We start from the raw sequence: 23,629 nt of genomic DNA on the forward strand, positions 1-23,629 counted from the left end.
GGTTAGTCCTCGGGTCAAACCCGAGGAGATGGGCGAAGTCCCGATTCACGGCATGTTCTTCATTATTTCCGGGCTCATCGGCATCATGTTCGTGTTCAGATGATGCATGACCCAGAGCGAGCCGGAAAGCGCGATGGCGACGAGAAGGATCGTGAAGATCAGCGCCATCATCGTCCAGCCGCCCTCGGAACGGGTGTTCATGTGCAGGAAGAAGATCATGTGGACGACGATCTGGACGGCGCCGAGGGCCATGATGATCGCGGCGGTGAGGACGGCGCTATCGAGAACGCCGGCCATCACCAGCCAGAAGGGGATCGCGGTCAGGATGACGGAGAGGACGAAGCCGGTCGCGTAGCTCTTCAGCGTTCCGTGTCCCGCGTCGTGACCATGGCTGTGGCCGTGATGGGCCTCGAAAGCGTCCTCGTGCGAAGGTGCGTGCGTACTCATCCGAGAACTCCCATCAGATAGACGAAGGAAAAGACGCCGATCCAGACGACGTCGAGGAAGTGCCAGAACATCGAAAGGCACATGAGGCGGCGCTTGTTTTCCGGGATCAGTCCGCGCTTTGCGACTTGCGCCATGAGCACGAACATCCAGACGATGCCGGCGGTCACGTGCAGGCCGTGCGTGCCGACGAGCGTGAAGAAAGACGACAGGAAGGCGCTGCGCTGCGGTCCGGCGCCCTCATGGAGCAGATGCGCGAACTCGTAGAGCTCGAGCCCGACGAAGGTGATGCCGAAGAGCGCGGTGACGGCCATCCAGGCGAGCGTCGCTTTTTTCTCGTAACGTTCCATCGCCAGCATGGCGAAGCCGTAGGTGATCGAGGAGAAAAGCAGCATCGACGTGTTCACCGCGACGAGCGGCAGGTCGAAGAGATCGGCGGGCGAGGGGCCTGCGGCATAGTTGCGGCCGAGAACCGCATGGGTGGCGAAGAGAACCGCGAAGATCAGGCAGTCGCTCATCAGATAGAGCCAGAAGCCGAGCATCGTGCTCCCTTCGGGGTGATGCTCCTCCGTCAGGTAGAAGGCCGGCGCCTGGCCCTCATCGAGCGCGCGTTGGGTATGGAACTCGGTCATGCTTGCACCTCGGCGGCAAGCGCTTCGGTCCGCTTGCCCTCTGTGTCGGCGACGACGTTTGCGGGAATGTGGAAGTCGCGGTCATAGTTGAAGGTGTGGCCGATGGCGATCGCCGCCATGGCGACGAAGGAGAGGATCACCAGCCACCACATGTACCAGACCATGGCGAAGGCGAAGACGACGCTGATCGCTCCGAGGATGACGCCTGTGCCGGTGTTCTTCGGCATGTGGATCGGCTTGAAGCCTGCAAGCGGCCGGCTGTGGCCGCGCTTTTTCATATCCCACCAGGAGTCCTGATCGTGGACGAGCGGGGTGAAGGCGAAGTTGTAATCCGGTGGCGGCGAGGCGGTCGACCATTCGAGCGTGCGCCCGTCCCAGGGGTCGCCGGTCACATCGCGCAGCTCTTCGCGCCTCACGAAGCTGACGACGAGCTGGATCAGCATCGACAGGATGCCGAGCGCGATCAGGAAGGCGCCGAAGGCCGCGATGACGAACCATATCTGCAGCGAGGGATCCTCGAACTGGCTGACGCGGCGCGTGACCCCCATGAGCCCGAGCACGTAGAGCGGCATGAAGGCGAAGTAGAAGCCGGTCAGCCAGAACCAGAAGGACATCTTTCCCCAGAACGGATCGAGCCTGAATCCGAAGGCCTTCGGGAACCAGTAGACGACGCCTGCCATCAGCCCGAAGACGACGCCGCCGATGATGACATTGTGGAAGTGGGCGATGAGGAACAGCGAATTGTGCAGGACGAAATCGGCCGGCGGAACGGCAAGCAGGACGCCGGTCATGCCGCCGAGGACAAAGGTCACCATGAAACCGATGGTCCACAGCATCGGCACCTCGTAGCGGATGCGGCCGCGATACATGGTGAAGAGCCAGTTGAACATCTTCGCTCCGGTCGGGATCGAGATGATCATCGTCGTGATGCCGAAGAAGGCGTTGACGCTCGCACCCGAGCCCATGGTGAAGAAGTGGTGCAGCCAGACGATGTAGGAGAGGATGGTGATGACGACCGTGGCATAGACCATCGAGGCATAGCCGAAGAGCCGCTTGCCGCAGAAGGTCGCGACGACTTCCGAGAAAATGCCGAAGGCCGGCAGGATGAGGATGTAGACCTCCGGATGGCCCCAGATCCAAATGAGGTTGACATACATCATCGGATTGCCGCCGAGGTCGTTGGTGAAGAAGTTCGTGCCGGCATAGCGGTCGAGCGTAAGCAGCGCCAGCGTCGCGGTCAGCACCGGGAAGGTGGCGACGATCAGCACATTGGTGCAGAGCGACGTCCAGGTGAAGACCGGCATCTTCATCATCGTCATGCCGGGGGCGCGCATCTTCACGATGGTGGCGATGAGGTTTATCCCCGACAGCGTCGTTCCGATGCCGGCGATCTGCAGGCCCCAGATGTAATAGTCGACCCCGACGCCGGGGCTGTAGTCCGCGCCCGACAGCGGCGGATAGGCAAGCCATCCGGTCCGCGCGAACTCGCCGACGAAGAGCGACAGCATGATGATGATCGCGCCGGCCGTCGTCATCCAGAAGCTGAAATTGTTGAGGAAGGGGAAGGAGACGTCGCGCGCGCCAATCTGCAGCGGCACGACGAAGTTCATCAGCCCCGTCACGAAGGGCATCGCCATGAAGAAGATCATGATCACGCCGTGTGCGGTGAAGACCTGGTCGTAGTGATGCGGCGGCAGGTAGCCTTCCGAGCCGCCGAAGGCCATCGCCTGCTGCAGCCGCATCATGATCGCGTCGGAAAATCCGCGCAGCAGCATCACCAGCGCGAGAATGATGTACATGATGCCGATCTTCTTGTGGTCGACGCTCGTCAGCCAGTCGCGCCAGAGCGTCCCCCAGAAGCGGTAATAGGTGATGAGGCCGATCAGCGCGATGCCGCCGAGCGCGACGGCGAGAAAGGTCACGACGAGGATCGGCTCGTGATAAGGGATCGCGTCGAGGGTAAGCCGGCCGAAGATGAGCTTCAGAAAATCTGGATCGGAGAACATCGGAAACCTGTTCAATCGTTGGCGCAACGCGCCGTGTTCAATGGTTGAGCTGCGGCGGTGCCGGATCGCTCTGATGGTTCATGCCCGGCATCGAGTGTCCCTCGTGTCCTCCCATGGGCATATCGTGCTGCATCGGCTCCTCGGCGCCGGTGCCCTGCGGCTCCTGCTGGCTGCGCGCGGGTGTGCCCGTCGCCGGGTGCGTTGCGGCCGGTGCTCCTTCCGCCAGGGAATGCCTGTTGTCGTATTCCAGCTTTATCCGGTTCTCGGCGCTCTCCTTGCCGGCGCCCCCCATCATGTCGATGTGCATCATCTCCTCCATGCACATCTTGCCGGGTGTGACGCATAGATTGAGGATTGCCCGATACAAGCCGTCCTCGACCGCGGCGTAATAGCGGACCGGCTCCCTTTCGCTCGGCTTTTCGAGCTTCAGATAGGCGTCGCGGTTGAGCGCGGTTCCCTGCGCCTTCACCCGCGCCACCCAATCGTCGAAGCCCTGCCGGTCGAGCCCGTGGAACTTGAAGCGCATGTGGGAGAAGCCGTCGCCGCTGTAATTGGCCGAGAAGCCTTCATATTCGCCCGGCTTGTTGATCACCGCGTGGAGCTTCGTTTCCATGCCCGGCATCGCATAGATCTGGCCGGCAAGGGCCGGAATATAGAAGGAGTTCATCACCGAGGAGGCGGTGATCTTGAAATGGATCGGAACGTCGACGGGCGCTGCGAGCTCGTTGACGGTCGCGACCCCGAGGTCGGGATAGAAGAACAGCCATTTCCAGTCGAGCGCCACGACCTCGACGGTGAGCGGTCTGGCGTCCGCGGGGATCGCCCTTTCCGCATCCAGCCGGTCGAGCGGTCGATAGGGGTCGAGCTTGTGCGTGCTGATCCAGGTAATCGCCCCGAGCGCGATGATGATCGCAAGCGGTGCCGACCAGATCACCACCTCGAGCGCCGTCGAGTGGTGCCACTCCGGATCGTAGGTGGCGCTCGCGTTGGACCGCCGATACCGCCAGGCGAAGAAAAGCGTCAGGAAAACGACCGGGACGATGATCAGCAGCATGAGGATCGTCGATATGACGATCAGATCGCGTTGCTGCGCAGCGATATCGCCGGATGGCGACATCACCACCATGTCGCATCCCGCCATCACGAGGAACAGCGGCAAAACGGCGAGGCGGCGGGAAAACTTCAACAGTTCTGGCACGGCTCGAAGCTCTATTTGTTTCGACGGCCCTGCGACTAAAGTAGAGTGGATGGGAAAGGTATGAGGTCGATGGTCGCACTGCAGCAATCCGCCGCAGCCGTTTTGCGACGCAGCATCTTCCGCCGCTTGCAGATAGTGAGGACGTGAAACGCATTATTTCGCGTTTCTCCCCTTGATATGAGCAGTTGATTGGTCAAGATCCCTCCAAGGGAGCCTTGCGCTCTCATCTTGAGAGTACGAGCGGGTGCGGCGGAACACCGCATGTTCTTAGCCCCCGTGCGAGCGCGGGAGGCGTTTGATGAGCAGTGCAATGCAACAGTCCCTGGGACCGTCGTCCTCTTCGATGGAGCGCGACGCGCGGCGTATTCACGACGACACGCCCGTATCCGCCGGCAATATCGCCATCGGCGTCGTCATCGGCCGGGCAGCGGAATTCTTCGACTTCTTCGTCTATGGCATAGCCTCGGTGGTCGTCTTTCCGCAGCTCTTCTTTCCTTTCGCCCCCGATCGGCTGACGGCGACGCTCTACTCCTTCGCCATTTTTTCGCTCGCCTTCGTTGCAAGACCGGTCGGTTCGCTGGTCTTCATGGCCATCGACCGGACTTACGGCCGAGGCGTCAAGCTGACGATCGCGCTTTTCCTTCTCGGAGGCTCGACGGCCTCGATTGCCTTCCTGCCGGGCTATGCGACGCTCGGCGCCTGGTCCATCGTGCTCCTTGCCGTCTTTCGTCTCGGTCAGGGTTTTGCGCTTGGCGGCGCCTGGGACGGGCTCGCCTCGCTTCTCGCTCTGAACGCGCCGCAGCACCATCGCGGCTGGTACGCGATGATTCCGCAGCTGGGCGCGCCCCTCGGCTTCATGCTCGCCAGCGCCCTCTTCGCCTATTTTCTCGTTTCGATTTCGGAAGCGGACTTTCTCGCCTGGGGTTGGCGCTACCCGTTCTTCGTAGCCTTTGCGATCAACGTCGTCGCGCTGTTCACGCGCCTGCGGCTCGTCATGACCAAGGAATTCGGAACGCTGCTCGACCTGCACGAACTTCAGGCGGCCCGGGTCACGGAAGTGCTCAGGGTGAATGGAGGCAACGTTCTCGTCGGCGCCTTCGTCCCGCTTGCAAGCTTCGCTCTCTTCCATCTGGTGACCGTGTTTCCGCTCAGCTGGGTGGAAATCTACACGGATCATGGCGCAAGTTCGTTCCTGATGGTGCAGTTCCTCGGCGCGGTCTGCGGCATCCTGGCCATCATCGCTTCCGGGCTGATTGCCGACCGCATCGGCCGGCGCAATCACCTCGGAATTTGCGCGGTCCTGATCGCGATCTTCAGCTTCGTCGCCCCGATGCTGCTCCAGGCTGGCGCCACCGGTCGCGATGTCTTCGTGATCGTCGGTTTCACGATCCTAGGCCTCTCCTTCGGCCAGGCCGCCGGAGCCGTTGCGTCGCGCTTCGGCAAGGCCTACCGCTATACGGGGGCGGCGCTCACCTCGGACCTGTCCTGGCTGATCGGCGCAGGCTTTGCGCCGCTGGTGGCACTGGGGCTGACCAGCCGCTTCGGGCTCGCCTTCGCGGGCTACTATCTTCTCTCCGGCGCCCTTTGCACGATCCTCGCGTTGGTCTTCAGCAAGAAACTGGAGATCGACAACGAATAGAGCGAAGGAGATCGGGACGGAAACGCCTTCGTTCACCTCCCGCCATGCGCCTCCGAGCTTCCGTCATTGTTTCCGCCGACCAGAACCGTAAAGCTCGCTCGAACGGCGGAACATAATCGAGTCTCGCCGGTTCCGGCAGCGACGCGCGGTGCGGGAGCGAACTGGTTCCGTACATTGCGGTGAGTGCCAAGCACCGAAAGGAGAAAGGAGCCATGCCTGCAAAGTCGAAGGCGCAGCAGAAGGCCGCCGGCGCGGCCCTTGCCGCCAAACGAGGCGAGAAGAAGAAGAGCGAACTCAAGGGCGCCTCTAGGGGCATGGAAGAGTCCATGACCGAGAAGGAACTCGAGGAAATGGCCTCGACCAAGCGCAAGGGAAAGAAGGAACACGTCTCGGACAAGTAACCGCGCATGCTGAAAGCGCGGTGCGCTTGCGGAACGCGTCGGTAAACGGTATTCGGGCCGAGGTATAAAGTTTCCGGTTTACCCTCAAGGTCGGAAGAATGTTTCAGCTCACCATGGCTGTAGCCCTTTCACGCCCGCCGTTTTGATGATTTACAGCGCTAAGCGGGAACAATATTCTGTAGCAGGATCCGGGTCGTGATTAAGGACGGGCGAATGGACGATAGCAGGGCTTCCGCGGATGCGGACGCGGAAAAGGCCGTTGACGAGCGGATTGCGTCGCTCGTCCAGAAGATGCGCAAGGAAGCGGTCCCGGAGCGACTTCTCGAACTGGCGCGGGAGTTGCAAAAGGCCCTTGACGATCGGAAGCGCTGACCGGAAGCCGGTTTGCTAGGATAGATCCGCTCGTCCGCTCAGTTCAGCGGATTTCCGTGCATTTGCGCCGTCAGTTCGTCGCGTGCCCGGCTCAGCCGGCTCTTGATCGTACCGATCGCGCAGTCGCATATGTCAGCGGCTTCCTTATAGCTCATTCCGAACCCGGCAACGAGCACGAGGACTTCGCGGTGCTCCGGTGAAAGAGCCCCAAGCGCGCTGCGTAGCTCGCCGTTGAGGACGGACCACTCCTGCGACGGCGCGGTTGGAATTGGCAATTCGGCGCAATTGGTGCTCCCCGGGCTTTCCCGCGTGCGAATCTTGTACTGCGTGCGAAACGCATTGCGCATGATCGTGAACAGCCAGGACTTGAGGCTCGTGCCGGGCTCGAACTGCTCGATGCTTCTCAGCGCCCGGAGCAATGTCTCCTGCACCAGGTCGTCGGCCTCGAACGACGCTGACGTGAACGTACGCGCGAACGCCCGCAGAGCGGGAATCAGATCGACGACTTGCTCCTCAAGCAACGGTGATTGTCGCGATGCGTGACCGCCGATAGCAGGCATGTCGAATATTGCCCTTCTGCCTATGATGATTTCTCCAGGTGACGTTAGGAAATGCCTTTCCGGCCCTTTGGTTCCTGAGGCTCTGGGGATATTTCCCGGACGCGCTTCAATCCGGCACCTGATCGTACGGCCGTTCACGAGGAGATATGCCGGCAATCCCCCGCTCGGCCACGGGAACCAAAAGCGACATCACCAGTTTGAGTGGTCTAGGGACATCCAGTTGAGTTGAAGGAGAACGCCATGAAGAGATATGCCTCTATGACTGCTGCCCTGCTTTTGATTGGTTCGTCGGCCGTCGCGCAGACGACGGTCGTCCTGCCGGGCGAAGTAAGAACCTATGTAATGGAGCAGAACACGCCTTCTATCGCGTACGAAGGTGAAATCGTGGTCGGGCAACCGATTCCCGAAACGGTGGAGATCCACACGATTCCGGACCAGCCCGATTTTGCCTATGCCATCGTCAACGATAAGCGCGTTGTCGTAAATCCGAAGACGCACACGGTCGTGGAAGTCTTACAGTAGCTTTGCGCGTCTGACGGAGACGCGGCGCTGTAGGTGCGCAGCATGCATGCGCAAGTCTGCTTCGTGCGGCTCCTATCCCCTGAATCACGAGCGTGGCGGCCGGCGCCGCCACGCAAGCCCTTGGGGCCAACATGGAAAATCAAAGCATTGAGTTTCGGCTGGCGGCGCAAAGAGAAATCCTCGTTGCCGTCCTATCTGCGCTTTACCGCCACAAGGACGTCTGGGCGGAGATCAACCGCGCCCTGGAAGACGTACCGATCGTTCAGGATCACGAAGAAGATCCCGGCGTCGTACCCTCGGAAGCCTTTGCCAGCCAGAACGCGATGACGACGGAAATCGCTTCCATCCTGCAGGATGCGAGGGCCCGGACGGATCTGGACCCCGAGCCGCCTTGACGGCTGCCCAAGGGCAATTAGACCGGAACCCCTTCTACCTTCGTGCGTTAAGCAAAAGGCTGCGTTTTCAGCCCCCGCATGTCCACGCAAGAGAAGGGAGCGTATCGTGCGCGTTCGACTGAAACAGAAGCGTCCGAAAATTGCCCGGCCGCCTGAAAATCCAAATCCGAAGAAATCTGGGCGGAATACCTGGCAACCTCAGGTTATTGTCCCTTACCGGGTCGACCTCACTCTCAAGAAGTCGACGGCAGATGAAGTGGCAGTACCGGCCTCGATCAATGGGAGGAGTCTCATCGATGGCCGGCCATGAGGACAAGATGGTCCGTGTTCGGGATGTAATGTCTCGGCAGGTTTTCACCGTTTCGCCCACCGATACAGCGCAATCCGTCGCCCGGCTGATGGCCGAGACAGGGGTTGGCGCGGTGCCGGTGGAAACGCCGGGTGTCGGAACGATCCTCGGGATCGTCACGGATCGGGACATAGTCACCTCCGTCGTCGCGCAGGGGCTGTCCAGTTCGACGGCCGTGTTCGAGTTCATGACGGTCGCCGCCGAATCCTGCGAGGAGGATGACAGCCTCCTGCTTGCCGCCCAGAAGATGCACGACCTGCGAATCCGACGTCTCGTCGTCGTCAACGGGAAGCGACACGCGGCCGGCATCGTGGCTCTTGCGGACATCAGCCGGGTCAATCCGGAACTCGGCGGGCTCGTTCTCGAGGGAATCAACCGGCCTGCCCCTGTCCATACCCAGCTTGAAGGAATGTCGACATGCTGACGCAGGATCGTCTCTGGAGCGAAGCGGTGATTCTGGAGGCGGGTGAAAACCGCGTCCTGCGGGTACAAAGCACCCGTGACGCGTTTCTATGCCTCAAAAATCACTGGCCGATTGCCGACGGCGATGCAAAGCGCGATGCCTTTACAGCCTGCGAGCGCGTGATCGACGGGGATGACGAGCCCGATGTCGCACGTGACGCCTTCATCAAGGCCGCCGAAGAAGCGCAGTTCAGCGTACACAGCTGGACCGGGTGATCGATCCGGTCCGCGTTACAAAGACTTGCTGAAAGATCAAAGCATCATGGGCGGCTGTCGGAGCGGTTCCGGGCCGTCGGCTCCTGATAGCGTCCGGCAATAGCGATCTGGACTTCCGCCTGGAACGCGAGGACCTCGTTTCGGATCTCGTCCTCCCGTAGACCCAATGCGGAAAGCTGCTCGGCGAGCTTCCGGCATTCGCTCTTCCAGTAGTGGACGGCAGCGGCCCCTTGTATCCGGTCGAGTTCACGCGCGCAGCGGTCGACGTCCCCGGCACGTGCCGCCAGAGGAAACGCGACCACTTCGCCGCCCCGGACCATGGTTCGTTCACCAAACTCAGCTGCCATCGAATCACCTTACGTTCATCACCAGCCACGTCTATCGGCTAGATGGTTAACGATTCATTCGCCGCGATCGCTTGCCCCTCGTCGGCGGTATCGTCCGGGAAAATCCGGGCGCGACAACTTTATCCGTGCTAGAGCGGGACGAGGAAAAGTGCGTGCGGTTTTCCGCCCGCATCCCGCGTCTCAACTTCTTGGAATCGATCGCGTCATGTTTTTAGGTCGACCCGACCTAAAAACATCGTGATCTAAGGGAACAAACGCATCGCTGCGCGGTTTGACAGTCGGATCGCGTGGAACAAGTTCCCTCTCCGCAAAGCCCCTACGGATCCGCGCGCTCCTCAATAATAACGAACAAAATAGTGGGCCCCGCCACCCTGGGCGGGGCCCTTTCCTGTGCGGATTTGCTTGTTGAATTGCCGCTTGTCATGATTGCGAAACCGGTGTCACTATCGGAAGGCATGCTCTGACAGCGCACGCCCGAGGAAATCGCATCTCAGGCAAGACCAAGGAAGACGGCCAGCGAGCGAGCGACGGAAAGCATCGTTTCGTCGTTGAGCCGGCCGAAGGGCGGGCCGAGTTTATCTCGTTTCACCGACATGGCCTTGTCGATCATTATCTGTGACGGTTTACGCAGCCCATTCTCTGGCGTAGGTCGTACCGTAGGCCGAAGCAGAGGGGCATCGACCAATGCTCCCGACACCAGCAGCACGATCACCGTGCCGGTTTCCTCGAACAAATCAGCCTGGATGATGAGGGCAGGCCGGGGCTTCCCGAAGTCCCCCGGCATGGCGACGGTAACGAGATCGCCACGCCTCATCTGTCGCCGTCGAGATCGGACAGAGCGGCGTCAATGAAGGCATCCAGGTCGCGGTCGGCAGCATCAGCCGTAGCGACCGCGTCCGCCTGGCGACGGCACTCGTCGGCAAAACCCGGTAGGCGCGTATCCGGAACCCATATTTGCACGGGGCGCAATCCGGCCGCCCGAAGCGCGTCTCGGCGCTTTTGCACCCGTTGAGTGACAGGCGTGGGCATGACGGAACCTCCGATCGAAGTAGTTACATGTAACATATGGGAAGATGCCGAACAACCGGTCCACGTCCGACGACAGGTTGGGTTGGCGTGTGGACAGCGCAGCCGACAGAGAGCTGTCTTTGTTCCAGCTAAACAGCAAAGCGCTCAAATCACCGCAGGACGTGACGCTGGGAGGGGCTATCGTAGCAGGCCCTGGCCGCCGTCGATCCAGACGGGACTTCCGGTCACGTGGCGCGCGCGCTCGGAGACGAGGAAACGGATGAGCTCCGCCACGTCTTCGCTCCGCCCCGGTTGCCCGTCGGTGATAGGCACCTGCCCCTCCGGCCATTCGACGGGAATTGCCGTTTCCTCTTCGTGGCGCAGCTTGGTGTTGTCGCTGATGTTCGTCTCGATCTCACCGGGGCAAACGGCGTTGACCCGGATGTGGTGCTTACCGAGCTCCAGCGCCAATTGCTGAACGATCGCAACCTGTGCCGCCTTCGTAGCCGTGTAGGCCGTGGCGCCCGGTGTCGTGAAGGTCCGGGTGCCATTGATCGACGAAACGACCACGATGGCGCCGCCCCCTCGCTGTTTCAGGTAGGGAACCGTCAGATGCAGGGTCAGAAAGGTGCCGCGCAGGTTGACGGCGATCGTCTCGTCCCATTCGAAAGGCTTCAGGTCGTCAATCGGCGCCCAGACGCCGTTGATGCCGGCATTCGCCACGATGATATCTAAATGGCCGAACTTGAGCACAAGATCCCTGACTGCATAGCGCATCTGCAGCTCGTCGGAGACATCCGCCTCCAGTGCCATGGCTTGGCCGCCGGCACCGACGATCTCGTCGGCAACTTCCTCCACTTCCGTGCGGGTGCGCCCCAGCGCTCCGACTGTCACGCCGTCTGCGGCAAGCGCAAGCGCAGTGGCTCGGCCGATGCCGGACCCGGCACCGGTGATCAAGGCAACGGGCGACGGCTGGTTCATGGCTGACCGTTCTTCGCGCGGTCGGTCGGGATGGTGGAAACCGTAACGGATACCGGATCGCTGGCGGGGAATGTGTCCTCGAGGCCCTCGTCGAGCTGCCTTTCCATTTCATCCGTGTCCTTCGCGCCGCGTGCGCTGCGGTGGAATTTCGAGGTTTCCTGGGACTCCTCGATCGCGCTGCAATCGGCGCTCGCGAGCTCACGCATGACGGCTTGCGCCCTTTCGATGGCGTTGAGCCGGTTGAGGTTTGCGGCCGCGTCGCTGCGCATCGAGACCGAGACGATCTCACCGCCTTCGCCGACGAACTCGACCGTGAAGCCGGCTTTTCCGCCCTGTTCGGGGATCACCTGTGTACCAACAAGATGCATAGGGCACCTCCTCGCTCGCTGCGGCGCTTCCATGCCGCATTGGGTTCTGCGGTTGCCCGCCATTCGTCAGGCAAACGGATGCGGCGTGTTTTGGTTCCGACGCCTAGCTCCGGATCGGCGGGCGCCGGCTTATGGCGCTCGAGACCTTTTCCCGAAGCCCATGATCGTCTTCATCGTGCGCGTGCTTCTGGAGAATCTCGGCCAAGCGTTTCAGCTCTTTCTCGTCCAGTCTTTCGATCCCTACATAGCTGTTCTCAGCCGCGCTGGTGAGAATGAGCTCGTCGAGCTTCGCCTGAAGCGCCCGGCCGTCTCGGTTCTGCGTGTTCTGAAGGACGAAGACCATCAGGAAGGTGACGATCGTCGTGCCGGTGTTGACGACGAGTTGCCACGTCTGGGAAAAACCGAAGATCGGGCCTGTGAGGCCCCACACGGCTATCAATACAAGGGCGAGGACAAAGACGGCGGGGCGCCCGGAATATTCCGCCACCGAACTTGCAAACCTGCTGAAACCATTGGCCTTTGGCATCGGGTATCCCACGTTTGTTGATCCGCTGATCAACACGCAAGCGGGCGAAGAGTTCCCATTCGACGCCAAGCTCCGTCAGGCGCGTAACGCTCCGTAGGCACGTTGAATCGGGGCGGATGCGTGCGGGAACCCGCATGCGGTTTTGTGTCCTCCCGCGCAAATGCGGGTCAGCTTACGATATTGACCTGCGCCTCTTTCGCGGCTGCGACGAAGGCTGCCCGCGCGACATAAGCGGGGGATTCGCGTTCGAGCACCGCCATGCAGATGTCGATTGCCGCTCGGTAAGCCTGGCCGTGGCTGACCGGCCAGCGCGTCGTCAGCAACTCGACCGCCTGACGGGTGTTCGACACCATGTGGATCTGCGGATCATCGGGAATCCGCACGGGGACGCATTCATTCCAGGGGCCGGGGTCCATGACCTTCCTCCTGCAGCGGCACGACCGTCAGAAAGGCCTCCCGCAAAGCGGCGATGAAGGCAGCCCGCGCGTCTTCCGGCCTCTTTCTGCGCTTTAGCGCCGCATTGCAGGCACGTATGGCGCAGCCATAATAGGCGCCGTCCCGCACCGGCCATTCGCTTTTGAGGCAGTGCATCGCGTCAAGCGGGCCGACAACCGTGCGGCACCTGCCGTCGAGCATGTTGATATTAACGGGCTTGCTCCATGGAATCTCGTACATCGTTCTTCCTCGCCCAATCCGAAAGCCGCCAGCACAGCGCCTCCCGCGTCCCACTCCGAAACTCGATCGACCGCGTCCTTTCGACGCCTTTGAATTCAAAATTGTCTTGGTCTAATGGCTGCGGATCGAAATATGTGCCTCTTCCGCTGCCTTTATAAAAGCCCTGCGGGCCCTTTCGGTTTTTACCTTGCCTTCCAGAGCCTGAAGGCATACGCGCTTGGCTGCGGCCAGCGCCGGTCCATCCCGGCTCGGCCATCGCTGCAACAGGCATTCTACGGCCTCGCGCGTGCTTTTCACGTCGCGATATTTGCCCTCGGTTCCGAGTTCCAACTCGACACTCTTATCCCACCAGAAACAATGCATGACGCCTAGCCTCGCGGGTTGTTGCCGGTTGGAAATGAAACTTGGGAGACGGGCTTTTGGTTCCGCCGCGAGCAGGCGTCTGCCCCTTGACGCAAGGCGCGGCATCGCTAAGTAAGAGGCGTCCCGCTCTTGGACATCGGAATGCGGGATGAACATTGGTGCCGGGCCCCTCTGGCGAGAGTTTACGGCGCTCTCGTGATGTCGGTACCGCCAGCAAGTCACGCCGGCGGATATAGCTACCATGAAAACTGATCTCATGCCTCACGCATGTGCCCATACGGCCGTGCGTTTTTTTGTCTCCGGAAATCTCCCTTTCGCCAACGCGCGTGGAGGGGAGGTTCGCCCATGACCGGATCCAGCACACAGACACCCGCCCTCGGTTATTTCAAATGGGCGTTCATCGTTACGGCTGCCGGGCTTCTGCTTGGCGGATGGCTCGGCTGGCAGTCGACCGGCACCATCGGCGGAATGATGACGGTGTTCTTCATCTGCACCGTGCTTGCCGTCCTGGAAATCTCGTTGTCCTTCGACAACGCCATCGTCAATGCCAACAAGCTCAAGGACATGACTCCCGTCTGGCAGCAACGCTTCCTGACCTGGGGCATCCTCATCGCCGTTTTCGGCATGCGCATCGTCTTTCCGCTGCTGATCGTTGTCATCGCCGCGGGTATCGGTCCGATCGATGCCGTGATTCTCGCCGCGTCCCGGCCCGAGGAATATTCCAGGATCATGCACGAGGCGCATCTGCCGATCGCCGCATTCGGCGGTACGTTCCTGATGATGGTCGGTCTCACCTACTTCTTCGATCATGAGAAGGACGTGCACTGGATCGCATGGCTGGAGAGCCGGATGGCACGCTTTGCGACCATCAAGGGCGTCGAGATTGCCTTCGTGCTTGCGCTCATACTCGGCTTTTCGAGGCTGCTCGAAGCGGAAGAGGCCGTGGTCTTCGTTCATGCCTGCGTTTACGGCCTCCTCACCTTCCTGGCGGTCGAGGTGGTCGGCGGTTTGCTCGACGCCTCGCAGCAGACGATGAGCGCTGCGGCGAAGGGGGGCTTCGGGGCTTTCCTTTATCTGGAAGTGCTCGACGCCAGCTTTTCCTTCGACGGGGTCATCGGCGCTTTCGCTCTGACCCAAAACCTTTTCATCATCGCCATCGGGCTCGGCATCGGGGCGATGTATGTCCGCTCAATGACGATCATGCTGGTCGAGAAGGGCACGCTCAGTGAATACCGTTACCTGGAGCACGGCGCCTTCTACGCAATCCTGATCCTTTCCGTGGTCATGTACTTCCAGACGCTGATCCACATTCCCGAAGTCATTACCGGCCTCGGCGGGGCGGGCCTCATAGGTCTTTCGCTCTGGTCTTCGATCCGGCACAACAGGCGGGAAATGGAGCGGGACGAGGACGACACGCGCGGGCGCAGACGCGTCGAGGTCTGAGCCAAACCCGGGTCCCTGGACCCATCCGGCCGAAAGGTTCTCATCAAGGCAAGGAACGACCCGGCGGAAATTCCGCCGGGTCGTTCTTTTTCGTACGCCGCATTTTCTCCTGTCTTGCCGGAAAAGTGCCAAAGTCTTGGGCAATTGGGGCCGGCCCTGCCGGCCGCGTGCCCCTGCGCCGTCGGGCTGAAGAAATTATGCGGAGGAATGCTTGTGAACGCCAGTCCGAACGATCTTGCCCTGATTGCGGTAATGCGCCGGTATTTTTCGCTGAAGGAGGAGTCGGGCGCCTTGAAGGGGCGGCTCGAGGCCGCCCGCAGGAGCGCCGGCGACGAGATAGACCGCTTCTATGATCCGCGCACGAATGCGACGCACGCGGACGACATCCTGGCATGGCATCGGCTCCGGCGGGAAATGGAGGAACTGATGAGCCTTGCCGCGACATGGGGAAGGGGCGGCAGCATCGAGGGAAGCCCTGTGGCAGCGGCGGCCGCGCCTGCGCCTCCGACCGAGTCCGCCCCTCTGACCGAGGCCGGTGCTTCGATGGAGTGATGGCGCCGACTGCCGGCGGCAAAGCGCGGGATTCGCAGTGCCCGGTAGTCAATTAAGCAAGTTTGGCGTACATCATTGTATTTCGGGGAACAACTATTCCTTGCGAGCTTTTGAAGTATGAGCCGACACGATCCAGACAGCGAGACAAAAAGCGTCGATGCGGATGACCGGTCTCCGGTGTTCGGCGGCGGAGCAAGAGAGAAGGGGCCACATGCACCTGAAACCCGATAGCGAGATATCAGCCGGTGCCTGAGTTCATGGCTACATCCAAGGGCAGGAATGCCGATCCAGCGGCCGCGCTTCGCGATTGCCGGGCGGCCTTTATTGGCGTCGGCGTTGCCAGCGCGCTCGTCAATCTTCTCTATCTCACCGGTTCGTTCTTCATGCTCGAAGTCTACGATCGGATCCTGCCGAGCCGCAGCATTCCGTCGTTGATTGCGCTCTCTCTTCTCGCGCTGTTGCTTTATGCCTTTCAGGGAGCCTTCGAGCTCATCCGCGGGCGGATGCTGGTGCGCATCGCCGGCGCGCTCGATGAGAGCCTGAACGGACGCATTTACCGCGCCATCGTGAAGGCGCCGTTGAAGCTCAAAATGCAGGGAGACGGCCTCCAGGCGCTGCGCGACTTCGATCAGGTCCGGTCGTTCCTGTCGGGTGTCGGTCCGGCGGCGCTCTTCGACCTGCCCTGGCTACCTTTCTACATCGCGATTTGTTTTCTCTTTCACCCGGTCATCGGATTGATCGCGATCATCGGCGGGTTGATCCTGACGTTGCTCACCTATCTCACCAACCGCGGCACGCAGGCGCCCGCCAAGAAAGCGTCCGAGGCCGGAGGGCTGCGCAACGTCTTCGCTCAGGCCTCCCAGCGCAATGCCGAAGTAGTGCATGCTATGGGCATGTCCGCGCGGCTCACCGCGCTGTGGGAGCGCCGCAATACGGAGTTCCGCGACGAGAACCGGCGTACGTCCGACATCGGCAACGGCTACGGCGCGTTGTCGAAGGTCTTCCGCATGGCGCTGCAATCCGGCGTTTTGGCGGCCGGCGCCGTTCTGGTGATCCGGGGCGAGGCTTCGCCCGGCATCATCATCGCCGGCTCGATCCTGACGGCCCGGGCTCTTGCACCCGTGGAACTTGCGATCGGCAACTGGCGCGGTCTTGTCGCCGCGCGTCAGAGCTGGCAGCGTCTCAAGGAACTGCTCAAAGCCCTGCCCGAGGCCGATGCGCCGCTCCAGCTTCCGGAGCCGCACGAACGCCTTACGGTCGAGGGGCTGGCAAGCGGTCCGCCAGCGGCGCAGCGCCTCATCGTCTCTGATGTGAACTTCACCGTCCGTGCAGGCGGCGCCGTCGGCGTGATCGGCCCGAGTGCCTCGGGAAAATCGTCCTTGGCGCGCGCCATCCTCGGCATCTGGCCCGCCTATCGCGGTTCCGTTCGGCTCGACGGCGCGGCGCTCGACCAGTGGGACAGCGACGCGCTCGGCAAACATGTCGGATACCTTCCGCAGGACGTGGAACTGTTCGCCGGGACGATCGCGCAGAACATCTGCCGCTTTGCCGAAGACGCGACATCGGAGGCGATCGTCGCCGCCGCCAAGGCGGCGCGTGTCAACGACCTGATCCTGCGCCTGCCGAACGGCTATGACACGGAAATCGGTGATGGCGGCATGACGCTGTCGGCCGGCCAGCGTCAACGGGTGGCTCTGGCGCGGGCCCTTTACGGCGATCCCTTCCTCGTCGTTCTCGACGAGCCGAATTCCAATCTCGATGCGGAGGGCGAGCAGGCGCTCAGCGAAGCGATCATGAGCGTGCGCAGCCGCGGCGGCATCGTCATCGTCGTCGCCCATCGGCCCAGTGCGCTTGCAAGCGTCGATCTCGTGCTGATGATGAACGAGGGCCGCATGCAGGCCTTCGGGCCGAAGGAGCAAGTTCTCGGCCAGGTACTTCGCCCGCAACAGGTGGAGCGACAGAATGCCCTGAAAGTCGTTGCAGAGGGGCAGGAGGCGAAGCAATGAAGGGATGGCTCCAGCAGCATAAGCCGACTGCACGCCGGTCGCTCTCCCGCCATTTGATCGGCGTCTCGGTCCTTGCGCTTGCCCTCGTTGCCGGCGTCGGCGGCTGGGCCGCGACGACGGAGCTGTCGAGCGCCATCGTCGCCGGCGGTGTCGTGATCGTCGACGACAACGTCAAGAAAGTCCAGCATCTGACCGGCGGCATCGTCGGCGAACTCCTGGTCAAGGAAGGCGATCGCGTCGAGGCGGGCCAGGTGCTGATCCGCCTGGACGGTACGACCGTGCGCGCCAATCTGGCGATCATCGAAAGCACGCTGGCGCAGTTCTACGCCCGACGCGCCCGGCTGCAGGCCGAGCGGATCGGCGCCGCATCCTTCGAGATCGAAGAGGATCTTGCCGAGTTCATCCCCGGCACGGCGGCGGCGAAGCTCATAGAGGGCGAACAGCGGCTCTTTGCGAGCCGCCGGTCGGCGCTCTCGGGAATGAAGGGACAGCTCGATTCGAGAAAGGCGCAGCTCGCCGATGAGGTCGAGGGGCTCACGGTGCAGTTGAACGCGATCGAGGAGGCGCTGAAGCTGATTGCGGAGGAACTGACCGGGGTCGATTCGCTGTTTGGCCAGGGGCTGGTGCCGATGCAGCGGGTAACGACGCTGAAACGCCAGCGAGCGGAACTGGAGGGTGGACGCGGCAGGCACATCGCCTCCCGGGCCCAGGCCCGCGGCAAGTCGAGCGAGATCGACCTGCAGATCCTGCAGCTGGACGAGGACCGGCGCAGCGAGATATCGAAGGAATTGACGGACGTCGAGGCGAAGATCGCCGAATATGAGGAGCGCCGCACCGCCGCGACCGACCAGCTGCGCCGCCTCGATATTACCGCACCGCTTCCCGGGCGCATCTACCAACTGGCGATTCATACGGTCAACGGCGTCATCAATCCGGGCGAAACGCTGATGCTTGTCGTGCCCGAGGCCGAGGACCTGACGGTCGAGGCGAAGGTTGCGACCCATGACATCGACCAGATCCGTGTCGGCCAGCCGGTCGAAATCCGCTTCAGCGCCTTCAACCAGCGCACCACGCCGGAGGTCGAAGCCGAAGTCGTGACCGTCGCGCCTGATCTCGTCACCGACGAGCGCACCGGCGCCAGCTACTACCCGCTGCGCATCCGGCCGAAAGCAGAGAGCCTCGCCAAGCTGAAGGGCCTTTCGCTCTATCCCGGCATGCCGGCCGAGGTGTTCATCAAGATCGCTGACCGGACGGTAATCTCCTATCTGACCAAGCCCCTTACCGACCAGATGCGGCATGCCTTCCGGGAAGATTGAGGCTGGCGGGAGGGCGGTATCAGACGTTTCCCGGAATTGCTCTAAGGCATGTTGAAATTCCGGTACCCGCCGCGGTTTGTTGATCTCCTCATCCCTGTGCTCGTCACAGGGATCCAGCCAGACCAAGTCCTTGGGCTGAAAGAACTCTTCCCGCGCCGCAGACGCGGCACTGCTGGCTCTCTGTGACAAGCACAGAGATGACGGAAGAGGAGAAATTGCAGTCCTCCGATAGGTTTCTCGCTTTAGTTTAGAAGCGCCGGTGCGACTGCCTCAGCGAAAGCGGATAGCGGGTCGGATGATAGGCTGCCGCGCTGATATTGACGGTACGGTTGTGATTGTCATAGGCGATCTGATCGAGCGTCAGGACGGCCGCCGGCCGCTCGAGTTGGAGCAGGGACGCCTCGAGGTCGGATGCTAGCCGCGCGCTCAAGGTCGATTGTCCGCGCGTCGGGACGATGCCGTAGCGGTTCTCGAATTCGCCGTAAAGCGACCTGTTCTCGACCGTCCAGTCGATGTCGAGAATGCCGGGCGCGAGCGAGGCGGAGAACCAATCCCGCTGCACGACCACCGGTAGATCGTCGAGAAGGCGCAGCCTCTCCAAAAAGACCACTTCGGCGCCGGTCGGCAGCGAAAGCGGTCTTGCGACCTCCGTATCGGCCCGGACAATCTCCGCCTTGAGGAGCCGCATGCCGGGCTTGCGATTGTTTGCATGGGCCGTCTGGGTAAAGCTGCGAACGACTTCCAGTTCGTAAAACGGGGCGGGCGCGGTCACGTAGATGCCCTTTCCGGGCCGCGTCTGCAGGTAGCCGAGATTTTCGAGTTCCTTGATCGCCTGGCGCACGGTGATGCGGCTGACGCCGTAGGCGGCCACCAGCTCCCGCTCGGAAGGGAGCTTATCGTTCACTGCCAGTTCGCGCCGCTCGATCATGCCTCTCAGAAGGTTTCGCAGCTGTGCGTAAAGCGCATCCGGATGGTTGCGATCGATCGGGCTTTCGTCCGGTAGGTTTGCTTGTCGTGCCATGCTCTCTTGTTTCAGCCGCCGGTTTCCGGATGTTCATTTGCATTGCACCCTGCCCGACCGAAGACAAGGGCCAAGCGGCTTTTCGGTTCGCCGGCAGGCGCCGCTGACTATCACTGCGGCCGCAGTGGAAAACGGGGAAAACGGCTTCTGCCCCGAATTGACATAACTGGTTATATCCAGTAGCGATACCACGATCGGAACGGCGGAGTAAAGAATGAAACTGACCTTGATCGGCGGCGGCGGAGTCCGGGCACCCCTTTTTGTCGGTTCGGCGCTCAGGCGCGCGGAGAGAAGCGGCCTGACCGAGATCTGCCTGCAGGACATCAACGAGCGCAAACTCGAGCTTTTCGGACGTATAAGCCAGGAACTGGCGCAGCGCATGCAGTCCCCGGTCCGGATCACCATGGCGGCCGACGCCGAACGCGCGCTCGACGGCGCGCGCTATGTCGTCACGACGGTTCGCCCCGGCAACGAGGATGGGCGTATCAAGGACGAGCGCATTGCGCTGGCCCATGGGGTGCTTGGCCAGGAAACCACCGGTCCCGGCGGCTTTGCCATGGCGCTTCGCAGCATTCCGGTCATCCTGAAATATGCCGAGATCCTGAAGAAGGTCAGTCCCGATGCGTGGCTGTTCAACTTCACCAATCCGGCGGGACTCGTGACTCAGGCCCTGCAGAACGAGGGCTATCATCGCACCGTCGGCATCTGTGATGGGGCGAACGGTGCGCAGGAGGCGCTGGCGCACTGGCACAAGGTGCAGCAGAACGACGTGCGCTGCGAGGTCTATGGGCTCAATCATCTGTCCTTCACCAGGCGCGCGACGATCGACGGCAAGGAAGTCCTTCAGCCTCTGCTCGATGACGACGGCTTTCTTAGCTCCACCTCGCAGCGCATGTTCGATGCGAGCCTCATCAGAAGCCAGCGCAACTGGATCAACGAATATCTCTACTATTACTATTATGCGGAGAAGGCGGTCGAAGCGCTCAAGGCCGATGCGCGCACGCGCGGCGAGGAGGTCAAGGACCTGAACGCAGCGCTGATCACCCGGCTTAGCGCGATCGATTTGAATGCCGACGCGGAGGCGGCGCTCGCCGCCTATTACGCCTACGAGCGGCGTCGCAACGCCACCTATATGCATTATGCGCTGACGGACGCCCCCAGCATGGAAGAGGCCGACCGGCTGGTCGAAGGCCTTGCCGCCGCGGAGACGGGAGAGGAGGGCGAGGGCTATGCCGGCGTCGCGCTCAATCTGGTCGATGCGCTTGAGACCGGCAAACCCTGCTACACCGGTCTCAACGTGCGCAACGAAGGCGCCATCGAAGGCTTGCGGGACGACGATGTCGTCGAGGTGAGCTGTGTGGTCGATGGGGAAGGTATCCGGCCGCTGAAGATCGGTGCGATGCCGGAAGCGCAGTCGCAGATCGTCCACAATGTGAAGCGCTACGAACGGCTGGCCGTGCGGGCGATCAGGGAACGCAGCCGCGATCTTGCGGTCCAGGCGCTCATGGCTCACCCTCTTGTGCTTTCCTATTCGCGCGCCGTGCCACTGGTCGATGAATATCTGGCGGCACACGCGGAATTCGCAGGGGAATGGTCGTGAACGGCGCCGGCCCCGGTTCGCGTCATGACGTGATGGTGGTCGGAGAGTACTACTTCGACCTGATCTTCCGTGGCCTCCCGGAGGTGCCGAAGATCAGCGCCGATCTCTGGGCGGAGGAATTCGAGTGGGTGCCGGGTGCGGCCTATTCGACGGCGCTGGCATTCGCGCGGCTTGGAACGAGTGCCGGGTGGTGGTGCCAGTTCGGCAACGATATCTTCAGTCGCATGATCCTCGAGGAAGCCCGCCGCGAGAATATCGACGATCGCCTCTTCATCCATCTCGACAGGCCGCTGCGCCGCGTGAGTGCAGCCTTTTCTTTTGTGCATGACCGCGGCTTCATCAGCTATGCCGAAGAGCCGGATCCCTTGCCGACGCCGGAGGATCTGGCGCGGATCAGGCCGCGCATACTGCTTCTGCAGGGGTTCTCGCTCGACGCTGAAAGACGGCGGCTGATCGAGGCCGCGCGCGAACTCGGGATCACCGTCTGTTCTGACTGCCAGCATGTCGACTATCGTCTCTCGACCCCCGGAATGGAGGAGATGCTGGGACTGATCGACGTCTTTCTGCCGAACGCATCGGAAGCGAAGGCGCTGACGGACGAGGAGGAAGTGGAGCGTGCGCTATCGTCGATCGCCCGCTTCTGCCCGACCGTCGTGGTCAAGTGCGGAGCGGATGGAGCGATTGCTTCCTCCAAGGGCCGGACGACCCGTGTGCCGGCGCTTGCCGTCGAGGTCTTCGATACGACGGGCGCAGGCGACTGTTTCAACGCCGGCTTCGTTCACGGGCTTCTGACCGAGCCCGACATCGGCGGCGCGATCGAGCTCGGCGTGATCTGCGGCTCGCTGGCGGTGACGGGATATGGCGGCCGCAACCTGCCCTTCAAAGAGGATCTGACGAAATATCGGCGGCGGGAGGCCGCGATATAGCTTGCGTTCACAAGAGAACAAATGAGGGAACGAACATGAAGCATATGTTGAAAACACTCGCAGGCATGACCGTTTTTGCCGTCGCATCGGCCTTTCCGGCAAAGGCGGACACCGTGTCGATGTTCTGTTCGGCGACCGACTACGAACTGTGCGAGAAGGCCGTCCAGAAATGGACGAAAGACACCGGGCACGAGGTGAAGCTCAACCGGATGCCGCAGAACCTCGACGACGCCATTCCGATCTATCAGCAATTGTTCGCGGCCCAGTCGTCCGACATGGACGTCCTCTATATCGACGTCATCTGGCTCGGCATGTTCAAGGATCATCTCCTCGATCTGACCTCTCTCGTACCCGAGAACGAGGTGACGGCGCATTTCGCCTCTGCCGCGGATGCGGCGCGCCTCGACGGCAAGCTCCTGTCGATGCCCTTCTACATCGATACGGGCCTCATGTTCTACCGCAAGGACCTTCTGGAGAAATACGGCAAGCAGCCGCCGCAGACCTGGGACGAACTGACGGCGACTGCCAAGGAGATCCAGGAGGCGGAGCGTAAGGCAGGCAGCCCGGACATCTGGGGCTATTCCTGGCAGGGCAGGAGCTATGAGGGCCTGACCTGCGATGCTCTGGAGTGGATCGCTTCCGCCGGCGGCGGCACCATTCTTTCCGACGACGGAGAGGTGACGATCAACAATCCGCAGACGGAGGCGGCGCTCACCCGTGCCCGCGGCTGGATCGGTACGATCTCGCCCGAGGGGGTCTTGAACTATGACGAGGAAAACTCACGCGCCCTCTTCGAGAGCGGCAATGCCGTCTTCCACCGCAACTGGCCCTATGTCTGGGGAACGTCGCAGGCCGAGGGTGGCAAGCTCGTCGGCAAGGTCGGAGTGAGCGCGCTTCCCGTCGGTGCGGAAGGGCAGAAGTCGAGCGGCGCGCTCGGTACGGCCTATCTCGGCGTTTCCAAATATTCCAAGAAGCCGGAGCTTGCCGCGGAGCTGCTGCGCTATATGGTCGGCGCGGAAGACCAGAAGATGCGCGCGATCGAAGGCGGCTACAATCCGACCGTCGAGGCGCTCTACGAGGACGCCGATGTGCTGGCGAAGATCCCGTTCCTCGGCATGGCGAAGACCGCCTTCGAGGAATCGGTCGCACGTCCGTCGGCTGCGACAGGCAAGAACTATAACCGTGTTTCCCGCACCTTCTACCGGGCCGTTCACGACATCATCTCCGGCAAGGACGATGTCGCCAAGGAACTCGCCGACCTCGAGCGCCGCCTCGAGCGCGACGTGAAGGCGAAATGACGA

At 61.8% G+C, this 23,629-nt stretch carries 29 protein-coding genes; 14 read left to right on the forward strand and 15 right to left on the reverse strand.

Annotated features, from left to right (window positions below; all coding sequences use genetic code 11):
• Positions 1–45: 45 nt before the first annotated feature.
• From cyoD to cyoA, 4 genes are read right to left on the reverse strand one after another with little or no spacing between them, the layout of a single operon-like run.
• On the reverse strand, positions 46–447 hold the full coding sequence (gene cyoD, locus M1D34_RS18685) for a cytochrome o ubiquinol oxidase subunit IV (RefSeq protein ID WP_498783557.1): 402 nt from the start codon (positions 445–447) through the stop codon (positions 46–48).
• On the reverse strand, positions 444–1,076 hold the full coding sequence (cyoC, locus tag M1D34_RS18690) for a cytochrome o ubiquinol oxidase subunit III (protein WP_498783559.1): 633 nt from the start codon (positions 1,074–1,076) through the stop codon (positions 444–446). The genes cyoD and cyoC overlap by 4 nt, the downstream gene beginning before the upstream one ends.
• Positions 1,073–3,082, reverse strand: coding sequence for a cytochrome o ubiquinol oxidase subunit I (gene cyoB, locus M1D34_RS18695; protein WP_498783561.1), 2,010 nt, complete (start codon positions 3,080–3,082; stop codon positions 1,073–1,075). Before cyoB ends, cyoC begins: the two co-directional genes overlap by 4 nt.
• A gap of 37 nt (positions 3,083–3,119) precedes the next feature.
• Positions 3,120–4,280 (reverse strand): ubiquinol oxidase subunit II, encoded by a 1,161-nt coding sequence (gene cyoA / locus M1D34_RS18700; protein ID WP_498783562.1) that lies wholly within the window; start codon positions 4,278–4,280, stop codon positions 3,120–3,122.
• Between the two features lie 298 nt (positions 4,281–4,578).
• Between cyoA and M1D34_RS18705 the strand changes: the two genes are divergently transcribed.
• The 3 genes from M1D34_RS18705 (at position 4,579) to M1D34_RS18715 (ending at position 6,692) form a co-directional block, all read left to right on the forward strand.
• The gene (locus M1D34_RS18705) at positions 4,579–5,919 is read left to right on the forward strand and encodes an MFS transporter (protein ID WP_017276033.1); all 1,341 of its coding nucleotides are present in this window, start codon (positions 4,579–4,581) and stop codon (positions 5,917–5,919) included.
• Positions 5,920–6,131: 212 nt separating this feature from the next.
• The gene (locus tag M1D34_RS18710) at positions 6,132–6,320 is read left to right on the forward strand and encodes a DUF3008 family protein (RefSeq protein WP_003526298.1); all 189 of its coding nucleotides are present in this window, start codon (positions 6,132–6,134) and stop codon (positions 6,318–6,320) included.
• A gap of 213 nt (positions 6,321–6,533) precedes the next feature.
• Positions 6,534–6,692 carry a hypothetical protein gene (locus M1D34_RS18715; protein ID WP_015456716.1) on the forward strand — a complete coding sequence of 53 codons (159 nt, stop codon included), beginning with the start codon at positions 6,534–6,536 and terminating at the stop codon, positions 6,690–6,692.
• Positions 6,693–6,730: 38 nt separating this feature from the next.
• Here the strand turns inward: M1D34_RS18715 and M1D34_RS18720 are convergent, their stop codons facing one another.
• Positions 6,731–7,252 carry a sigma-70 family RNA polymerase sigma factor gene (locus M1D34_RS18720; protein WP_010976130.1) on the reverse strand — a complete coding sequence of 174 codons (522 nt, stop codon included), beginning with the start codon at positions 7,250–7,252 and terminating at the stop codon, positions 6,731–6,733.
• A gap of 240 nt (positions 7,253–7,492) precedes the next feature.
• Here M1D34_RS18720 and M1D34_RS18725 point away from each other — a divergent pair, with 240 nt between their 5' ends.
• The 4 genes from M1D34_RS18725 to M1D34_RS18740 all read left to right on the forward strand — a co-directional run bounded on the left by M1D34_RS18725 (position 7,493) and on the right by M1D34_RS18740 (position 9,196).
• On the forward strand, positions 7,493–7,774 hold the full coding sequence (locus tag M1D34_RS18725; RefSeq protein ID WP_498783565.1) for a DUF1236 domain-containing protein: 282 nt from the start codon (positions 7,493–7,495) through the stop codon (positions 7,772–7,774).
• Positions 7,775–7,905: 131 nt separating this feature from the next.
• Entirely contained in the window at positions 7,906–8,169 is a 264-nt protein-coding gene (locus tag M1D34_RS18730) for a hypothetical protein (protein ID WP_498783567.1), read from the forward strand.
• A gap of 296 nt (positions 8,170–8,465) precedes the next feature.
• The gene (locus M1D34_RS18735) at positions 8,466–8,942 is read left to right on the forward strand and encodes a CBS domain-containing protein (protein ID WP_498783569.1); all 477 of its coding nucleotides are present in this window, start codon (positions 8,466–8,468) and stop codon (positions 8,940–8,942) included.
• On the forward strand, positions 8,936–9,196 hold the full coding sequence (locus tag M1D34_RS18740; RefSeq protein WP_498783571.1) for a DUF982 domain-containing protein: 261 nt from the start codon (positions 8,936–8,938) through the stop codon (positions 9,194–9,196). Before M1D34_RS18735 ends, M1D34_RS18740 begins: the two co-directional genes overlap by 7 nt.
• A 44-nt stretch (positions 9,197–9,240) precedes the next feature.
• Here M1D34_RS18740 and M1D34_RS18745 read toward each other — a convergent pair whose 3' ends face one another.
• The 9 genes from M1D34_RS18745 to M1D34_RS18785 all read right to left on the reverse strand — a co-directional run bounded on the left by M1D34_RS18745 (position 9,241) and on the right by M1D34_RS18785 (position 13,464).
• A complete protein-coding gene (locus tag M1D34_RS18745; RefSeq protein WP_498783573.1) occupies positions 9,241–9,543 on the reverse strand; it encodes a DUF6074 family protein in 303 nt (100 codons plus the stop codon).
• A gap of 490 nt (positions 9,544–10,033) precedes the next feature.
• On the reverse strand, positions 10,034–10,357 hold the full coding sequence (locus M1D34_RS18750; protein WP_498783575.1) for a type II toxin-antitoxin system PemK/MazF family toxin: 324 nt from the start codon (positions 10,355–10,357) through the stop codon (positions 10,034–10,036).
• A complete protein-coding gene (locus M1D34_RS18755; protein ID WP_498783576.1) occupies positions 10,354–10,572 on the reverse strand; it encodes an antitoxin MazE family protein in 219 nt (72 codons plus the stop codon). The genes M1D34_RS18750 and M1D34_RS18755 overlap by 4 nt, the downstream gene beginning before the upstream one ends.
• Positions 10,573–10,749: 177 nt before the next feature.
• On the reverse strand, positions 10,750–11,532 hold the full coding sequence (locus tag M1D34_RS18760) for an SDR family oxidoreductase (RefSeq protein ID WP_498783578.1): 783 nt from the start codon (positions 11,530–11,532) through the stop codon (positions 10,750–10,752).
• Positions 11,529–11,900 (reverse strand): hypothetical protein, encoded by a 372-nt coding sequence (locus tag M1D34_RS18765; RefSeq protein WP_498783580.1) that lies wholly within the window; start codon positions 11,898–11,900, stop codon positions 11,529–11,531. The genes M1D34_RS18760 and M1D34_RS18765 overlap by 4 nt, the downstream gene beginning before the upstream one ends.
• Before the next feature lie 103 nt (positions 11,901–12,003).
• A complete protein-coding gene (locus tag M1D34_RS18770; protein WP_498783581.1) occupies positions 12,004–12,426 on the reverse strand; it encodes a low affinity iron permease family protein in 423 nt (140 codons plus the stop codon).
• 167 nt (positions 12,427–12,593) lie between these two features.
• Positions 12,594–12,842, reverse strand: coding sequence for a DUF982 domain-containing protein (locus tag M1D34_RS18775; protein ID WP_498783583.1), 249 nt, complete (start codon positions 12,840–12,842; stop codon positions 12,594–12,596).
• Positions 12,820–13,101: a DUF982 domain-containing protein gene (locus M1D34_RS18780; RefSeq protein ID WP_498783585.1), complete on the reverse strand. Its 282-nt coding sequence runs from the start codon at positions 13,099–13,101 to the stop codon at positions 12,820–12,822. Before M1D34_RS18780 ends, M1D34_RS18775 begins: the two co-directional genes overlap by 23 nt.
• A gap of 111 nt (positions 13,102–13,212) precedes the next feature.
• Complete coding sequence (locus M1D34_RS18785; protein ID WP_498784299.1) at positions 13,213–13,464, reverse strand: DUF982 domain-containing protein; 252 nt, start codon at positions 13,462–13,464, stop codon at positions 13,213–13,215.
• Positions 13,465–13,809: 345 nt separating this feature from the next.
• Between M1D34_RS18785 and M1D34_RS18790 the strand changes: the two genes are divergently transcribed.
• The 4 genes from M1D34_RS18790 to M1D34_RS18805 all read left to right on the forward strand — a co-directional run bounded on the left by M1D34_RS18790 (position 13,810) and on the right by M1D34_RS18805 (position 18,781).
• Positions 13,810–14,907 (forward strand): DUF475 domain-containing protein, encoded by a 1,098-nt coding sequence (locus M1D34_RS18790; protein WP_498783587.1) that lies wholly within the window; start codon positions 13,810–13,812, stop codon positions 14,905–14,907.
• 207 nt (positions 14,908–15,114) lie between these two features.
• Positions 15,115–15,459: a hypothetical protein gene (locus M1D34_RS18795; protein ID WP_498783589.1), complete on the forward strand. Its 345-nt coding sequence runs from the start codon at positions 15,115–15,117 to the stop codon at positions 15,457–15,459.
• Positions 15,460–15,716: 257 nt separating this feature from the next.
• Positions 15,717–17,465 carry a type I secretion system permease/ATPase gene (locus M1D34_RS18800; protein ID WP_498783591.1) on the forward strand — a complete coding sequence of 583 codons (1,749 nt, stop codon included), beginning with the start codon at positions 15,717–15,719 and terminating at the stop codon, positions 17,463–17,465.
• Positions 17,462–18,781: an HlyD family type I secretion periplasmic adaptor subunit gene (locus M1D34_RS18805; protein WP_498783593.1), complete on the forward strand. Its 1,320-nt coding sequence runs from the start codon at positions 17,462–17,464 to the stop codon at positions 18,779–18,781. Before M1D34_RS18800 ends, M1D34_RS18805 begins: the two co-directional genes overlap by 4 nt.
• Before the next feature lie 247 nt (positions 18,782–19,028).
• On the opposite strand, the gene M1D34_RS18810 is transcribed toward M1D34_RS18805, so the two are convergent.
• A complete protein-coding gene (locus M1D34_RS18810) occupies positions 19,029–19,802 on the reverse strand; it encodes a GntR family transcriptional regulator (protein WP_010976109.1) in 774 nt (257 codons plus the stop codon).
• 214 nt (positions 19,803–20,016) lie between these two features.
• On the opposite strand from M1D34_RS18810, the gene M1D34_RS18815 reads away from it, so the two are divergent.
• Genes M1D34_RS18815 through M1D34_RS18825 form a run of 3 tightly spaced genes read left to right on the forward strand, consistent with a single transcriptional unit; the run spans position 20,017 to position 23,626 of the window.
• Positions 20,017–21,402, forward strand: coding sequence for a 6-phospho-beta-glucosidase (locus tag M1D34_RS18815; RefSeq protein WP_498783596.1), 1,386 nt, complete (start codon positions 20,017–20,019; stop codon positions 21,400–21,402).
• Entirely contained in the window at positions 21,393–22,328 is a 936-nt protein-coding gene (locus tag M1D34_RS18820) for a carbohydrate kinase family protein (protein WP_498783597.1), read from the forward strand. The genes M1D34_RS18815 and M1D34_RS18820 overlap by 10 nt, the downstream gene beginning before the upstream one ends.
• A 35-nt stretch (positions 22,329–22,363) precedes the next feature.
• Positions 22,364–23,626: an ABC transporter substrate-binding protein gene (locus M1D34_RS18825; protein WP_498783599.1), complete on the forward strand. Its 1,263-nt coding sequence runs from the start codon at positions 22,364–22,366 to the stop codon at positions 23,624–23,626.
• The last annotated feature ends 3 nt before the right edge of the window (positions 23,627–23,629 follow it).

The sequence above is a fragment of the Ensifer sp. D2-11 genome (assembly GCF_054161295.1).

Excerpts from the sequence above, each read along its gene's own strand:
- cyoC (WP_498783559.1), bottom strand. The coding sequence starts at position 1,076 with ATGACCGAGTTCCATACCCAACGCGCGCTCGATGAGGGCCAGGCGCCG.
- M1D34_RS18825 (WP_498783599.1), top strand. The coding sequence starts at position 22,364 with ATGAAGCATATGTTGAAAACACTCGCAGGCATGACCGTTTTTGCCGTC.
- M1D34_RS18795 (WP_498783589.1), top strand. The coding sequence starts at position 15,115 with ATGCTTGTGAACGCCAGTCCGAACGATCTTGCCCTGATTGCGGTAATG.
- M1D34_RS18735 (WP_498783569.1), top strand. The coding sequence starts at position 8,466 with ATGGCCGGCCATGAGGACAAGATGGTCCGTGTTCGGGATGTAATGTCT.
- M1D34_RS18810 (WP_010976109.1), bottom strand. The coding sequence starts at position 19,802 with ATGGCACGACAAGCAAACCTACCGGACGAAAGCCCGATCGATCGCAAC.
- cyoB (WP_498783561.1), bottom strand. The coding sequence starts at position 3,082 with ATGTTCTCCGATCCAGATTTTCTGAAGCTCATCTTCGGCCGGCTTACC.
- M1D34_RS18820 (WP_498783597.1), top strand. The coding sequence starts at position 21,393 with ATGGTCGTGAACGGCGCCGGCCCCGGTTCGCGTCATGACGTGATGGTG.
- M1D34_RS18790 (WP_498783587.1), top strand. The coding sequence starts at position 13,810 with ATGACCGGATCCAGCACACAGACACCCGCCCTCGGTTATTTCAAATGG.
- M1D34_RS18740 (WP_498783571.1), top strand. The coding sequence starts at position 8,936 with ATGCTGACGCAGGATCGTCTCTGGAGCGAAGCGGTGATTCTGGAGGCG.
- M1D34_RS18780 (WP_498783585.1), bottom strand. The coding sequence starts at position 13,101 with ATGTACGAGATTCCATGGAGCAAGCCCGTTAATATCAACATGCTCGAC.
- M1D34_RS18745 (WP_498783573.1), bottom strand. The coding sequence starts at position 9,543 with ATGGCAGCTGAGTTTGGTGAACGAACCATGGTCCGGGGCGGCGAAGTG.
- M1D34_RS18725 (WP_498783565.1), top strand. The coding sequence starts at position 7,493 with ATGAAGAGATATGCCTCTATGACTGCTGCCCTGCTTTTGATTGGTTCG.
- M1D34_RS18815 (WP_498783596.1), top strand. The coding sequence starts at position 20,017 with ATGAAACTGACCTTGATCGGCGGCGGCGGAGTCCGGGCACCCCTTTTT.
- M1D34_RS18805 (WP_498783593.1), top strand. The coding sequence starts at position 17,462 with ATGAAGGGATGGCTCCAGCAGCATAAGCCGACTGCACGCCGGTCGCTC.
- M1D34_RS18765 (WP_498783580.1), bottom strand. The coding sequence starts at position 11,900 with ATGCATCTTGTTGGTACACAGGTGATCCCCGAACAGGGCGGAAAAGCC.
- M1D34_RS18755 (WP_498783576.1), bottom strand. The coding sequence starts at position 10,572 with ATGCCCACGCCTGTCACTCAACGGGTGCAAAAGCGCCGAGACGCGCTT.
- M1D34_RS18730 (WP_498783567.1), top strand. The coding sequence starts at position 7,906 with ATGGAAAATCAAAGCATTGAGTTTCGGCTGGCGGCGCAAAGAGAAATC.
- M1D34_RS18710 (WP_003526298.1), top strand. The coding sequence starts at position 6,132 with ATGCCTGCAAAGTCGAAGGCGCAGCAGAAGGCCGCCGGCGCGGCCCTT.
- cyoD (WP_498783557.1), bottom strand. The coding sequence starts at position 447 with ATGAGTACGCACGCACCTTCGCACGAGGACGCTTTCGAGGCCCATCAC.
- M1D34_RS18760 (WP_498783578.1), bottom strand. The coding sequence starts at position 11,532 with ATGAACCAGCCGTCGCCCGTTGCCTTGATCACCGGTGCCGGGTCCGGC.
- M1D34_RS18785 (WP_498784299.1), bottom strand. The coding sequence starts at position 13,464 with ATGCATTGTTTCTGGTGGGATAAGAGTGTCGAGTTGGAACTCGGAACC.
- M1D34_RS18715 (WP_015456716.1), top strand. The coding sequence starts at position 6,534 with ATGGACGATAGCAGGGCTTCCGCGGATGCGGACGCGGAAAAGGCCGTT.
- M1D34_RS18775 (WP_498783583.1), bottom strand. The coding sequence starts at position 12,842 with ATGGACCCCGGCCCCTGGAATGAATGCGTCCCCGTGCGGATTCCCGAT.
- M1D34_RS18800 (WP_498783591.1), top strand. The coding sequence starts at position 15,717 with ATGGCTACATCCAAGGGCAGGAATGCCGATCCAGCGGCCGCGCTTCGC.
- M1D34_RS18720 (WP_010976130.1), bottom strand. The coding sequence starts at position 7,252 with ATGCCTGCTATCGGCGGTCACGCATCGCGACAATCACCGTTGCTTGAG.
- M1D34_RS18705 (WP_017276033.1), top strand. The coding sequence starts at position 4,579 with ATGAGCAGTGCAATGCAACAGTCCCTGGGACCGTCGTCCTCTTCGATG.
- M1D34_RS18750 (WP_498783575.1), bottom strand. The coding sequence starts at position 10,357 with ATGAGGCGTGGCGATCTCGTTACCGTCGCCATGCCGGGGGACTTCGGG.
- M1D34_RS18770 (WP_498783581.1), bottom strand. The coding sequence starts at position 12,426 with ATGCCAAAGGCCAATGGTTTCAGCAGGTTTGCAAGTTCGGTGGCGGAA.